We start from the raw sequence: 12,569 nt of genomic DNA, 5'->3' as shown, positions 1-12,569 counted from the left end.
GCCCGCACGTCCGGCGCATCGCCCCGGTGGACCCCGAGGCCGCCGACCGGTCCTGAGCACCCGGCCGTTCCCCGGTACGCTCAAGACGTGAACGCAGGAAAAACGCAGCGCACGCCTTGGATCGTGGGGGTGTCCGGAGCCTCCGGTACGCCGTACGCCGCCGCCGTGCTGCGTGCCCTGCTCGCCGCCGGTGAGAGCGTCGACCTGGTGGTCAGCAGGGCCTCGCGGCTCACCCTGCTGGACGAGACCGGCATCGCCTTCCGGGACGCGCACTACCGGGACGACCTGCGGGAATGGCTGACCCGCGGCGCCGACGGCAAGCCGGACACCTTCGACGTCGACCTCGACGGCGTACGGCACTGGAGCGCGGGCGACCTCGCGGCGGGGCCGTCCTCGGGGTCGTACCGCGCCAAGGGGATGCTGATCGTGCCCGCGTCCACGGCGTGTGTCGCGGGGGTCGCGCTCGGGCTGTCGAAGGACCTGTTGCAGCGGGCGGCGAGCGTCACCCTCAAAGAGCGGCGCCCGCTGGTCGTGGCCGTCCGGGAGACCCCGCTGGACGGTGTGGTCCTGCGGCACCTGGTGGCGCTGGACGACGCGGGCGCCCGCGTGGTGCCCGCCTCGCCGGCCTTCTACGCGGGGGCGACGCACCTCCAGGACCTGGTGGACTTCGTCGCCGGACGCGTCCTGGACGCGGTGGGCGTCGAGCACCGGCTCTACCGCCGCTGGCGCGGCGATCTCGGCGGGGCGCGTACCGACTGACGCCCCAGCCCCCCCGTACGCCCTTGTGGGCACACGCGACACCCACCCCCCACACTCCGGATCTCAGACCTCATTCATCGGAAGGCTTCGATCGCATGGACGCGGTGGACAGGCAGCTCATCCAGGCTCTGCGGGAGAACGGCCGGGCCTCGTACGCGGAGCTGGGACGCCTCGTCGGCCTGTCGGGACCCAGTGTCACCGACCGCATCAACCGGCTGGAGGCGGCCGGCGTCATCACCGGCTACCGGGCCACGGTGGACTCCGCCTCGCTCGGCCTCGGCGTCATCGCGCTGATCGGCATCTCGCTCTCGGACGCCGCCGACCACGAGGACGTCGCCCAGCGGCTGAAGGAACAGCAGGAGATCGAGGACTGCTGGTTCATCGCCGGCGACGACTCCTACATGCTCAAGGTGCGCGCCACCGACGTGGACGGCCTGGAGCGGATCATCCGCCGGCTCTCCGGCACCAAGGGCGTCTCCCGCACCCGTACCACGATCGTGCTCTCCACCAAGTGGGAGAACCGGGTCGGGCAGCTCCCCGAGGAAGTGGCGTAGGGCGGAGAAGTGGCCCAGGCCGGAGGGTCCGGCCTCCCCGGGCGCGGGGGGCCGGCCCTGCCGGGCGTACGGTTCAGGGGACCGACACGGAAAGAGGTATCGCATGGACGCCGGGCTCAAGCGCGAGCTGGAGGAGAAGGTCCACGCCGGTGAGCGGCTGACCCGCGAGGACGGCATCGCGCTGTACGAGTCGGACGATCTCGCCTGGCTCGGCGGCCTCGCGCACGAGGTGCGGACGCGGAAGAACGGCGACGTCGTCCACTTCAACGTCAACCGCCACCTCAACATGACCAACGTGTGCACCGCGTCCTGCGCGTACTGCTCCTTCCAGCGCAAGCCGGGGGAGAAGGACGCGTACACGATGCGGATCGAGGAGGCGGTCAAGCTCGCCAAGGCGATGGAGGGCGAGAACCTCACCGAGCTGCACATCGTCAACGGGCTGCACCCGAACCTGCCCTGGCGCTACTACCCGCGTTCGCTCAGGGAGCTGAAGGCCGCCCTGCCGGAGGTGTCGCTCAAGGCGTTCACGGCCACCGAGATCCACCACTTCGAGACGATCTCCGGGATGAGCGCGAGCGACATCCTCGACGAGCTGATCGACGCGGGCCTGGAGTCCCTCACCGGCGGCGGCGCCGAGATCTTCGACTGGGAGGTCCGGCAGCACATCGTGGACCACCGCACCCACTGGGAGGACTGGTCCCGCATCCACCGGCTGGCGCACGAGAAGGGGCTCAAGACCCCGTGCACCATGCTGTACGGGCACATCGAGGAGCCCCGCCACCGGGTGGACCACGTGCTGCGCCTGCGCGAACTCCAGGACGAGACGGGTGGCTTCCAGGTCTTCATCCCGCTGCGCTACCAGCACGACTTCGTGGACATGAAGGACGGCAAGGTCCGCAACCGGCTCCAGGCCCGGACCCAGATGGCGACCGGCGCCGAGGCGCTGAAGACCTTCGCGGTCTCCCGGCTGCTCTTCGACAACGTGCCGCACGTCAAGGTGTTCTGGGTCATGCACGGCGTGCAGACCGCCCAGCTCGCCCTCCAGCACGGCGCCGACGACATGGACGGCTCGGTGGTCGAGTACAAGATCACGCACGACGCCGACAACTACGGCACGCCGAACAAGCTGACCCGCGACGACCTGCTGGACCTGATCCGCGACGCCGGGTTCCGGCCGGTGGAGCGGAACACCCGCTACGAGATCATCCGCGAGTTCGACGGCCCGGACCCGCTGCGCCGGGAGTCGCCGCAGCCGATGCGGGTGTGACCCACGGGACGTCCGTACCGGGGCGACGAGGGTGACCCCGCCAAGGTGTAAGGGCTAGGCTACTTCCGTGCCTCTTACCTTCACCCTCGACCCGGCCGTGGACCCTGCCCTGCGCGACGGGGTCCTCGACCTGTGGGCCGACGTCAGCAACGCGGGCGGCTCGGTCGGCTTCGTCCCCCCGGTGACCCGCGAGGAGATACGCCCGGCACTGGTCAAGCACCTCGTGGCCATGGCCGAGGGCCGCACCCGGCTCCTCGTCGGGCACGACGAGGCGGGCCGGGTGGCCGCCACCGCCTTCCTCGCCCTGAACACCCACCGCCTGATGGGCCACTGGCTGTGGCTGTACACGGTGATGGTGCACCCCCGCCTCCAGGGCCGGGGATACGGCCGGGACCTGATGGCCGCCGCCGCGGCCGCGGCCCGCTCCCTCGACGGCATCGAGGCGATCCGCCTGACCTGCCGCGGCGGCCTCGGCCTGGAGCGGTTCTACGCCTCCTGCGGCTACAAGGAGGTCGGCCGGGTCCCCGACGCGATCCGCGTCGCCCCGGGCGACGACCGCGACGACGTGATCATGCTGCTCCCGCTGTCCTGAGCCCCGTACCCCCGCGCACCCCCCTTCGGTGGCGGTGGCCGGGCGTGCTTCACTGGACGGTGCCTCTTTGTGCCAGAAACGGAAGAGTGGATTGAGATGCTCCGTTACACGCTCATGCGGCTCGGGATCTTCGTGGCCTGCCTCGTGGTCGTCTGGGGCCTCGTCTACGCCGGGCTCTTCCCGAGCGCCCTCGGCGACTCCAACGGCATGTGGATCGTCCTGCTCGCCCTGGTGATCTCGGCCCCCATCAGCTTCGTCGCGCTGCGCAAGGAGCGCGACCGGGCCTCCGTGCAGGTCGTGCACAGGGTGGACCGGATGAAGGCCAACCTGGACGCCAACCGCAGCCAGGAGGACGCCGAGGACGACGCCGCCGCCCGGACGCCGGCGCGGGGCCAGACCTCGTAACCTCCGTCACGCGCGCAAAGCGCCCCGGTCTCCCTGGTTCTCCGAACCCATGGGAGACCGGGGCGCTTTGTGTTGTGCGGGAGGAAGCGGTCCCCGACCTCTCAAAGTCAGGCTATGGGCCTCTCAAAGCATTGGTGTTAAAGTCGTCCGCATGAAGTCAGCAGCCGCACCCCAGATGTCCCCGAGCGTCGCGCTCGTGGCGCGGCTGCACGTGGACCTCCGCCGGTGCGCGTCCGCCAACTGTCGCCCCTGACCGTCCCCGCTTCCCGCACCCCCGTCACGTCGGCCTCGCGCGCCCCGTCCCCCTTCGGAGCATGTCCGTGTCCTCACCCCTGAAGTCCTTCAAGGTGCCCTTCTGGGCCCAGATAATCGCCGGCCTCGTGCTGGGCGTCCTGCTGGGCTGGCTCGCCCGCGACCAGGACATCTCCTGGCTGGTCACCACCCTGGAGAAGATCGGCGGCATCTTCATCGGGCTGCTGAAGCTGGCCGTCGCCCCGCTCGTCTTCTTCGCGATCCTGGTCTCGATCACCAACCTCAGGAAGGTCAACAACGCGGCCCGCCTGGCCTCCCGCACCCTCCTGTGGTTCATGATCACCTCGCTGATCGCGGTCGCCATCGGTCTCGCCATCGGCCTGCTCACCAACCCCGGCTCCGGCACCGGCCTCACGCCCAAGGACGGCGCGAAGCCCGACCACACCGGTTCCTGGCTCGACTTCCTCACCGGCATCGTGCCCACCGACGTGATCACGCCGTTCACCGAGCTGAACGTGCTCCAGATCGTCTTCATGGCCGCCGTCGCCGGTATCGCCGCGCTCCAGCTCGGCGAGAAGGCCCAGCCGATCCTCACCCTGAGCGAGTCCGTCCTCGAACTCCTCCAGAAGGCCCTGTGGTGGGTCATCCGCCTGGCCCCGCTCGGCACCGTCGGCCTGATCGGCTACGCCATCGCCACCTACGGCTGGGACCTGATCGGCAAGTACGCCACCTTCACCGCCGACATCTACGTCGGCTGCGCGATCGTGCTCTTCGGGGTCTACCCGGCGCTGCTGGCCGGCGTCGCCAAGGTCAACCCGCTGCAGTTCTTCAAGGGCGCCTGGCCCGCGATCCAGCTCGCCTTCGTCTCCCGCTCGTCGGTGGGCACCATGCCGCTCACCCAGAAGGTCACCGAGCGCCTCGGCGTCCCCAAGGAGTACGCCTCCTTCGCCGTGCCGTTCGGCGCGACCACCAAGATGGACGGCTGCGCCGCGATCTACCCGGCGATCGCCGCGATCTTCGTCGCGCAGATCTTCGACATCCAGTTGGGCATCGGCGACTACCTGCTGATCGCGTTCGTCTCGGTGGTCGGCTCGGCCGCGACGGCCGGCCTCACCGGCGCCACCGTCATGCTGACCCTGACGCTGTCCACGCTGGGCCTGCCGATGGAGGGCGTCGGCCTGCTCCTCGCGATCGACCCGATCCTGGACATGATGCGGACCGCCACGAACGTGGCCGGCCAGGCGCTCGTCCCGGTCCTGGTCTCCGCCCGCGAGGGCCTGCTCGACCACAAGGCGTACAACGAGGCGCACAGCTCGCCGCTGGACGAGATCGAGTCCGAGCGCGCCCCCGAGCCGCAGGACAGGGAGCCGGTGGGCGCCGCCGTCTGACCCCGCCCCGCGACCGGCCCGGCCGGTCGCGCCCAGGACCGCCGGCCCCGCGTGGATCGTGTTTCCGCGCGGGGCCTCGCCGTGCCCGCCGCGGCCGGAGGACCGTACGCTGAAGCGTATGGGTGTCGGGAGAACGAAGCGGATGCCGCGGGCCGTGCGCGAACAGCAGATGCTGGACGCCGCCGTGCGCACCTTCGGCCAACGCGGTTACATGGCCGCGTCGATGGACGAGATCGCCGAACTGGCGGGCGTCTCCAAGCCGCTGGTGTACCTGTACCTCAACTCCAAGGAAGACCTCTTCACCGCCTGTATCCGCCGCGAGGCGGCGGCCCTGACCGAGGCGGTGCGGGCCGGGGTCCGCCCGGGGCTCTCCGCCGACGGCCAGCTCTGGTCCGGGCTGCGGGCGTTCTTCACGCACACCGCCCGTCATCCGGACGCCTGGGCCGTGCTGCACCTCCAGGCCCGCACCCACGGCGAGCCGTTCGCCGCCGAGGTCGCCGCGATGCGCGAGGAGATCGTCGCGTTCGTGACGCAGCTCATCGCCGCGGCGGCCCGTGAGGCGCACCGGGACCCGGACCTGCCCGAGCACGAGGTGGCCGGGCTGGCCGAGGCCCTGGTCGGCGCCGCCGAGTCGCTCGCCGACTGGGCGGGCGCCACCGAGGGCGTCACCGCGAAGCAGGCGGCGGCGACCCTGATGAACTTCGCCTGGGCGGGCCTGGGCAACCTCATGGCCGACCTGCCGTGGACCGCGCCCGAGGAGGACGCGGAGGGGGACGCGGAGAGGGACGCCGAGGGGGAGCGGCACGCGGGCCCTGCGGCAGTGCCTGCGGCAGCGCCGGAGGCGGCCGTCGAGCCCGTCGCCGCGGCCGCCCCTCAGGCCGGGTAGACCTCCCCGGTCAGGTGGAGGCGGGCGCGCCCGCCCGTGCCGCGCAGTTCGAACCGGCCGCCGTCCGCCGCGTACGTCACCGTCCCCGGCAGCGGCACCGGCGCGAGGAACCGGGCCCGTACCACCGCCGCGTCGGGTGTCCCGTGCTCGGCCAGGCACCGGGCCACCGTCCACATGCCGTGCGCGATGGCCCGGGGGAAGCCGAACAGGCGGGCGGTGAGCGGGTGGAGGTGGATCGGGTTGCGGTCGCCGGAGGCGGCACCGTACCGGCGGCCGAGGTCCCCGGCCGGCCGCCACTCGGCGCGCGCGGGCAGCGGCTCGGACGCCGGCGGTGGCGCGGGCACGGGCGGTGGCTCGGGCGCCGAGGCCGCTGCGGGCGCTGTCGCCGTCTGGGGCGCGGGCCGGGTGCTCCCGGTGGCGCCGGTGTCCGTCCGGTGCCGGGCCAGGTAGGTGCTGCGCGACTCCCACACGAGGGCGCCGCCGGTGCGTGCCTCGGTGACGACCGCGGCCTCGGTGCCCCGCCGGTGCGGCGTCAGCCCGGCCACGTGCACGGTGAGTTCGTACTCCGCGCCGGACGGCAGCGCGGTGCGCCGGGTGACGTCGAGAGAGGTGTGGACCAGCCCGAGCAGCGGCAGCGGGAAGTCCCGGCCGCTCATCAGCCGCATGGCCAGCGGAAAGCCCATGAGGTGCGGATACGTGATCGGGAGCGCGTCCTCCCCGACCGGGAAACCGCACACCCGCTCGTACGCCGCCAGTCTGGCGAGGTCGACGCGCACGCCGGGCAGCGTGAGGCGGGCGCGGGGGAAGGGGGCGTCGGGGGCGGGGCGTTTGAAGGGGGAGAGCAGGGCGCCCCGGGCGAGCAGGGGCGTGAGAGCGGGCGCGCTCGACAGTGTGCGCGGGGTGTGCGCGGGGGCGGTCACGTCACGCCCCCAGCAGGCTCTGGCCGCAGACCCGTACGACCTGGCCGTTGACGGCGCCCGAGCCGGGGTGGGCGAACCAGGCGGTGGTCTCGGCGACGTCGACCGGCAGGCCGCCCTGGGCGAGCGAGTTCATCCGGCGGCCCGCCTCGCGGATGAACAGGGGGACCGCGGCCGTCATCCTCGTCTCGATGAAGCCCGGCGCGACCGCGTTCACCGTCACCCCGTGCTCGGCGAGCGCGCGTGGCGCGAGCGAGCGGACCAGGCCGACGATCCCGGCCTTGCTGGCCCCGTAGTTGGTCTGCCCGGCGTTCCCGGCCAGGCCCGCGATGGACGCCGTGGCCACGATCCGGCCGCCGGGGTGCAGCGCCCCCGAGGTCAGCAGGGCGTCGGTGGTGCGCAGCACGGAGGCCAGGTTGACGTCGAGGACCTGGCTCCAGCGGCCGGCGTCCATGTTGACCAGCCGCCGGTCCCGGGTGATGCCCGCGTTGTGGACGAGGACGTCCAGCCCGTCCGGGAGCGCGGCGGCGATCCGGTCGCCCGCGTCGACGGCGGTGATGTCGAGGGCGAGGGCCGAGCCGCCGAGCCGTTCGGCGACCCGCCGGGCGTCCGCCTCGGCCTGCGGCACGTCGAGGACGACGACCCGGGCGCCGTCCCGGGCCAGCGTCGCGGCGACCGCCTCGCCGATGCCGCGCGCGCCGCCGGTGACCAGGGCGGTGCGTCCCGCGAGGGGGTGGTCGGGGTCGTCCGGGGCGGTGAGCGCTCCCGCGCCGACCTCGATCACCTGGCCGCTGACGTAGGCCGACTTGGGGGAGAGCAGGAAACGCAGGGTGGAGGCGGCGGCGGCCGGGTCCGTGAGCCGGACGAGGTTGACGGTCCTGCCCCGGCCGATCTCCTTGCCCAGGGAGCGGGTGAAGCCCTCCAGGGCCTGCTGGGCGGCGGCCTGGTGGTGGTCGGCGGCGTCGAGGGGCGCGCCGAGCACGATCACCCGCCCGCCCGCAGTGATCGTCCGCAGGGCGGGGTGGAGTGCCGCGTGCACGTCGGCGAGGCCGTCGGTGTCCCGGACCCCGGTGGCGTCCAGGACCGCGGCGGCGGCCCGCCGGGAGGAGTCGGCCGAGGCCGGCACGGCGGCCGACAGGTCGAGGCCGGACTTGCCGGCGGTCAGCAGGAGCACGTCGCCGTCGAGGGCGGGGTGCTCGGGCGAGAAGCGGATGAGCGGCGCCGGCTGCGGCAGGCCGAGCCGCCGGGTCAGGAAGCGGCCCGGTCCCGTGCCGGTGAAGCTCAGATAGCGGTCGGCCATTGGTGACTCCCTGCTTCCAAGATGCTTACTCTGGAGTAAGGTTACTGGAGGTAATGCTATGCCGCCGAGCGTGTCGTCGTGGAGGAGCAGGCCGAGATGAGTTCCCTTGAGGACCCCCGGGTCCGCCGCCTCCCGGGCGAGCGCCGGGTCCGCCGCGTCGCGGTCGTCGGCGGCACCCGCATCCCCTTCGCCCGCTCCGACGGCCCCTACGCCACCGCCTCCGACCAGGAGATGCTGACCGCCGCCCTGGACGGACTGGCCGAGCGGTTCGGCCTTGAGGAGCCCGGCGCGGTGGGCGAGTTCGTCGCCGGCGCGGTCCTCAAGCACAGCCGTGACTTCAACCTCGCCCGCGAGACGGTCCTCGGCTCCACGCTGGACGCCCGTACCCCCGCCTACGACCTCCAGCAGGCGTGCGGCACCGGACTCCAGGCCGTGATCGCCGCCGCCAACAAGATCGCCCTGGGGCAGACCGAGTCGGCGGTCGCGGGCGGCGCGGACACCGCCAGCGACGCGCCCCTCGGCGTCAACGACGCGTTGCGCCGCATCCTGCTGGAGGCCCGCCGCGCCAAGTCGGCCGGCGCCCGGCTGAAGGCCCTCGCCAAGGTGCGCCCCGGTCATCTGGTCCCCGACATCCCGCGCAACGCCGAGCCGCGCACCGGCCTGTCGATGGGCGAGCACGCCGCCGTCACCGCCCGCGCCTGGGGTGTCGCGCGCGCGGACCAGGACGCGCTGGCCGCCACCAGCCACCAGCGCCTCGCGGCCGCCTACGACCGCGGCTTCTTCGACGACCTGGTGATCCCGTTCCGGGGCCTGCAGCGCGACCAGAACCTGCGCCCCGGGTCGACGCCGGAGAAACTGGCCGCCCTCAAGCCGGTGTTCGGCCTGTCCGGCCCCGGGCCGACCATGACGGCCGGCAACTCCACCCCGCTCACCGACGGCGCGGCGACGGTCCTGCTCGCGAGCGAGGAGTGGGCGGCGGCCCGGGGGCTGGAGCCGCTCGCGTACCTGACCGTGTACGAGACGGCCGCCGTCGACTTCGTGGGCGGGGACGTCGCCGGCGGCGAGGACGGCCTGCTGATGGCCCCGGCGTACGCCGTCCCGCGACTGCTGGAGCGGGCCGGGTACGGCATCGAGGACTTCGACCTGGTCGAGATCCACGAGGCGTTCGCCTCCCAGGTGCTGGCCACGCTGGCGGCCTGGGAGAAGCGGGGCCTGCGGCCCGTGGACCGCGCCCGGCTGAACGTGGCCGGCTCCTCCCTCGCCACCGGCCACCCCTTCGCCGCGACCGGCGCCCGGATCGTGGCGACTCTGGCGAAACTGCTGGCCGAACGGGGCGGCCCGGGGCGCGGTCTGATCTCCGTCTGCGCGGCCGGTGGCCAGGGGGTGACGGCCATACTGGAACGAAGCTGAGCGCCGACGGGCACAGGTGACCATCGGCGGGCACCGGCGACCACCGACCGGCATAGTGACCACCGACCGGCACAGGTGACCACGGGCGGGCAAACCGGGCCTACTGGCAGGTAGCCCCCGGAATTGCACACCCCCGGCGCCGGAAGATCCCGGAACCCGCACCAACCCCCCACGAGGGCCCCGTACGATCCCCGGACCGACCGCCCGCGCGCCCGTCCCCCGCGGTCACCGGGAGCAGACCGGTGACCGCCTCGGTACGAGGCGCGTACGTTCATGCGGCAGGCAGAGCCGCCGCCGCACGTCCCAGGAGCCGCCCGTGTCCACTCCGCTTCCCTCCTTCGCCGCGTCCGCCGCGTACCTCGACGCGCCCGCCCCGACCCTGGTGGAGCCCGAGACGCGACGGCTGGACGGAGCCGTACGGGAGGCGTACGTACCGCCGTTCGCCCCGCCGGTGCGGCACGGCTCCCTCGCCGAGCTGCCGTTCGACAACGCGAGCGCGGTCCCGGACCAGGTGGTCCTCAGCCGCCGCTCGCCCGAGGGACGCTGGGACGACGTCACGGCGGCCGACTTCGCCGCCCAGGTGCTGGCGCTGGCCAGGGGCCTGATCGGCGAGGGCCTGATGCCGGGCGACCGGGTCGCCGTCATGGCCCGCACCACCTACGAGTGGACCCTGATCGACTTCGCCGCGTGGGCCGCCGGACTGGTCACCGTCCCGGTCTACCCGACCTCCTCGGTCTTCCAGACCCGGTGGATACTCCAGGACTCCGGCGCGGTGGCGCTGCTCACCGAGACCACCGCGCAGGCGGCGGCGCTCGGCCCGGAACTGGACCGCATGCCCGACCTGCGGCACGTCTGGGTGATGGCGAAGGACCACCTGGTGCGGCTGGCCGAACTGGGCGAGCGGGTCCCGGAGGCGGAGGTCGCCGTCCGCCGGGGCATGCTGAGCCCGAGCACGCTGGCCACCCTGATCTACACCTCCGGCACCACCGGCCGCCCCAAGGGCTGCGCCCTCACCCACGGCAACTTCTTCGCCGAGGTCGACAACGCCATCGAGCTGCTCTACCCGGTCTTCAGGTCGACGACCGGTGAGGAGCCGTCGATCCTGCTCTTCCTGCCCATGTCCCACGTCTTCGGCCGCATGGTCGCCGTCGCCTGCGTCCGCGCCCGGGTCCGCCTCGGCCACGCCCCGAGTCTGAAGGCGGCGGAACTGCTGCCGGACCTGGGGGCGTTCCGGCCGACCTGCCTGCTGACCATCCCGTACATGCTGGAGAAGGTCTTCAACACCGCCCGCGCCAAGGCCGAGTCGGCCGGCCGGGCCACCGCCTTCGACCGCGCCTCGGTGACGGCCGTGCGCTACGGGGAAGCCTTAGAGGCCCGCCAGACGGGCACCGGCGGCGGCCCGAGCCGGGCCCTGAAGACGGCCCGCGCCTTCTACGACCCGCTGGTCTACCGCAAGATACGCAACGCCATGGGCGGCCGGGTCCGGTACATCATCTGCGGCGGCTCCCCGCTGGGCCGCCGGATGGCCGCGTTCTACGCCGGCGCGGGCATCGAGATCTTCGAGGGGTACGGGCTGACCGAGACGACGGCTGCGGCGACCGTGACACCGCCGCTCAAACCCCGGCTCGGCACGGTGGGCTGGCCGCTGCCGGGCACCCGGGTCCGGATCGCGGGCGACGGCGAGATCCTGATCGCCGGGGAGCAGGTCCTGCACGGGTACTGGGACCCGCAGGCGGGCGGGGTGGTGCCCGCCGCCCCCGACGGCTGGTTCGCCACCGGCGACCTCGGCAGCCTGGACGACGAGGGGTATCTGACGATCACCGGCCGCAAGAAGGAGCTGCTGATCACGGCGGGCGGCAAGAGCGTGGCGCCGGCGCCGCTGGAGAACTGGCTCCGCTCCCATCCGCTGATCTCCCAGTGCATGGTGCTGGGCGACCGCCGCCCCTACGTCAGCGCCCTGTTCACCCTCGACCCCGAGGGCATCACCCACTGGCGCCGGATGAACGGCAAGCACCCGGTGCCGCCGGAGCTGCTGACCGGCGACGAGGAGGTGCGCGCCGTGCTGGGACGGGCGGTCGAGGAGGCCAACAAGCTCGTCTCCCGCCCCGAGTCCATCCGCCGCTTCGCCGTACTGCCCCGGGACTTCACCGAGGCGGAGGGTCATCTGACCCCGTCGATGAAGCTCCGCCGGGAGGCGATCATGCGGGACTTCGCGGACGCGGTGGAGGGCCTGTACGCGACGGAGTGAGCACCGCGTCCGGAGGGTCCGGTGCGTCCGGAGGGCCCGGTGTGTCCGGAGCAAAGGCAGGAGCCCCGTCGCCGGAAGGCGTGGGGCTCCTTGGGTACTGCACACGATCCGGATCAGAGGATCAGATCAGACCGGGGTGACGTTCTCCGCCTGCGGGCCCTTCGGACCCTGAGTGACGTCGAAAGACACCTGCTGGTTCTCCTCAAGGGAACGGAACCCCTGAGCGTTGATCGCGGAGTAGTGGACGAAGACGTCGGGGCCGCCGCCTTCTTGGGCGATGAAACCAAAGCCCTTTTCGGCGTTGAACCACTTCACGGTTCCGGTAGCCATAAGCCCTCCTTGGGCCCAAAGGGTTGCCCTGCTCCAGAACCAGCAAGTGTGAAGACGAACTCCGCACAACTGCATACGTCTGAGAATGACGAGAGCCCGCGGTCACATGCTCCGCAGGCTCTGTACTGCAAGGGAAACCAAACTGCAACTTGCGACGAGCCTAGCATGCGGGCACCCGAAAGCAACAGGGAACAAGATCACTTCACCCGAATGTTTGAACGTCCGGGGCGTCCGGCCGACAGCCGGGGGCCGGCGGGGGTC

13 protein-coding genes are annotated in these 12,569 nt (G+C 72.5%); 10 read left to right on the top strand and 3 right to left on the bottom strand.

Features of this window, described 5'->3' with window-relative positions; all coding sequences use genetic code 11:
- Window positions 1-87 precede the first annotated feature (87 nt).
- The 8 genes from ABEB00_RS02600 to ABEB00_RS02565 all read left to right on the top strand — a co-directional run bounded on the left by ABEB00_RS02600 (window position 88) and on the right by ABEB00_RS02565 (window position 6,103).
- Window positions 88-759, top strand: coding sequence for a UbiX family flavin prenyltransferase (locus ABEB00_RS02600; protein WP_345617149.1), 672 nt, complete (start codon window positions 88-90; stop codon window positions 757-759).
- A gap of 95 nt (window positions 760-854) precedes the next feature.
- Window positions 855-1,313 carry an Lrp/AsnC family transcriptional regulator gene (locus ABEB00_RS02595; RefSeq protein WP_345617148.1) on the top strand — a complete coding sequence of 153 codons (459 nt, stop codon included), beginning with the start codon at window positions 855-857 and terminating at the stop codon, window positions 1,311-1,313.
- 103 nt (window positions 1,314-1,416) lie between these two features.
- Complete coding sequence (mqnE, locus tag ABEB00_RS02590) at window positions 1,417-2,580, top strand: aminofutalosine synthase MqnE (RefSeq protein WP_345617147.1); 1,164 nt, start codon at window positions 1,417-1,419, stop codon at window positions 2,578-2,580.
- 67 nt (window positions 2,581-2,647) lie between these two features.
- Window positions 2,648-3,172 (top strand): GNAT family N-acetyltransferase, encoded by a 525-nt coding sequence (locus ABEB00_RS02585; RefSeq protein WP_345617146.1) that lies wholly within the window; start codon window positions 2,648-2,650, stop codon window positions 3,170-3,172.
- Window positions 3,173-3,268: 96 nt separating this feature from the next.
- Window positions 3,269-3,577: a DUF4229 domain-containing protein gene (locus ABEB00_RS02580; protein WP_345617145.1), complete on the top strand. Its 309-nt coding sequence runs from the start codon at window positions 3,269-3,271 to the stop codon at window positions 3,575-3,577.
- Window positions 3,578-3,728: 151 nt separating this feature from the next.
- Window positions 3,729-3,830, top strand: a complete 102-nt coding sequence (locus tag ABEB00_RS02575) for a putative leader peptide (protein ID WP_345617144.1) — start codon at window positions 3,729-3,731, stop codon at window positions 3,828-3,830.
- Between the two features lie 61 nt (window positions 3,831-3,891).
- Entirely contained in the window at window positions 3,892-5,217 is a 1,326-nt protein-coding gene (locus ABEB00_RS02570) for a dicarboxylate/amino acid:cation symporter (RefSeq protein WP_345617143.1), read from the top strand.
- A gap of 118 nt (window positions 5,218-5,335) precedes the next feature.
- Window positions 5,336-6,103 (top strand): TetR/AcrR family transcriptional regulator, encoded by a 768-nt coding sequence (locus ABEB00_RS02565; RefSeq protein ID WP_345617142.1) that lies wholly within the window; start codon window positions 5,336-5,338, stop codon window positions 6,101-6,103.
- On the opposite strand, the gene ABEB00_RS02560 is transcribed toward ABEB00_RS02565, so the two are convergent.
- Window positions 6,091-7,023: a MaoC family dehydratase gene (locus ABEB00_RS02560; RefSeq protein WP_345617141.1), complete on the bottom strand. Its 933-nt coding sequence runs from the start codon at window positions 7,021-7,023 to the stop codon at window positions 6,091-6,093. The genes ABEB00_RS02565 and ABEB00_RS02560 overlap by 13 nt on opposite strands.
- Before the next feature lies 1 nt (window position 7,024).
- Window positions 7,025-8,320 carry a 3-oxoacyl-ACP reductase gene (locus ABEB00_RS02555; protein WP_345617140.1) on the bottom strand — a complete coding sequence of 432 codons (1,296 nt, stop codon included), beginning with the start codon at window positions 8,318-8,320 and terminating at the stop codon, window positions 7,025-7,027.
- Between the two features lie 96 nt (window positions 8,321-8,416).
- Between ABEB00_RS02555 and ABEB00_RS02550 the strand changes: the two genes are divergently transcribed.
- On the top strand, window positions 8,417-9,730 hold the full coding sequence (locus ABEB00_RS02550; RefSeq protein WP_345617139.1) for an acetyl-CoA C-acetyltransferase: 1,314 nt from the start codon (window positions 8,417-8,419) through the stop codon (window positions 9,728-9,730).
- Between the two features lie 316 nt (window positions 9,731-10,046).
- Window positions 10,047-11,978, top strand: a complete 1,932-nt coding sequence (locus tag ABEB00_RS02545; protein ID WP_345617138.1) for an AMP-dependent synthetase/ligase — start codon at window positions 10,047-10,049, stop codon at window positions 11,976-11,978.
- A gap of 126 nt (window positions 11,979-12,104) precedes the next feature.
- Here ABEB00_RS02545 and ABEB00_RS02540 read toward each other — a convergent pair whose 3' ends face one another.
- Entirely contained in the window at window positions 12,105-12,308 is a 204-nt protein-coding gene (locus ABEB00_RS02540; RefSeq protein ID WP_003974443.1) for a cold-shock protein, read from the bottom strand.
- Window positions 12,309-12,569: the final 261 nt, after the last annotated feature.

Origin of the sequence: Streptomyces ziwulingensis (assembly GCF_039542605.1) — a bacterium.
Classification (GTDB): domain Bacteria; phylum Actinomycetota; class Actinomycetes; order Streptomycetales; family Streptomycetaceae; genus Streptomyces; species Streptomyces ziwulingensis.
This window is presented reverse-complemented; position numbering and strand designations above follow the sequence as displayed.

Coding starts and splice junctions, on each gene's coding strand:
- ABEB00_RS02595 (WP_345617148.1), top strand. CDS start 855: ATGGACGCGGTGGACAGGCAGCTCATCCAGGCTCTGCGGGAGAACGGC.
- mqnE (WP_345617147.1), top strand. CDS start 1,417: ATGGACGCCGGGCTCAAGCGCGAGCTGGAGGAGAAGGTCCACGCCGGT.
- ABEB00_RS02580 (WP_345617145.1), top strand. CDS start 3,269: ATGCTCCGTTACACGCTCATGCGGCTCGGGATCTTCGTGGCCTGCCTC.
- ABEB00_RS02575 (WP_345617144.1), top strand. CDS start 3,729: ATGAAGTCAGCAGCCGCACCCCAGATGTCCCCGAGCGTCGCGCTCGTG.
- ABEB00_RS02570 (WP_345617143.1), top strand. CDS start 3,892: ATGTCCGTGTCCTCACCCCTGAAGTCCTTCAAGGTGCCCTTCTGGGCC.
- ABEB00_RS02565 (WP_345617142.1), top strand. CDS start 5,336: ATGGGTGTCGGGAGAACGAAGCGGATGCCGCGGGCCGTGCGCGAACAG.
- ABEB00_RS02555 (WP_345617140.1), bottom strand. CDS start 8,320: ATGGCCGACCGCTATCTGAGCTTCACCGGCACGGGACCGGGCCGCTTC.
- ABEB00_RS02550 (WP_345617139.1), top strand. CDS start 8,417: ATGAGTTCCCTTGAGGACCCCCGGGTCCGCCGCCTCCCGGGCGAGCGC.
- ABEB00_RS02540 (WP_003974443.1), bottom strand. CDS start 12,308: ATGGCTACCGGAACCGTGAAGTGGTTCAACGCCGAAAAGGGCTTTGGT.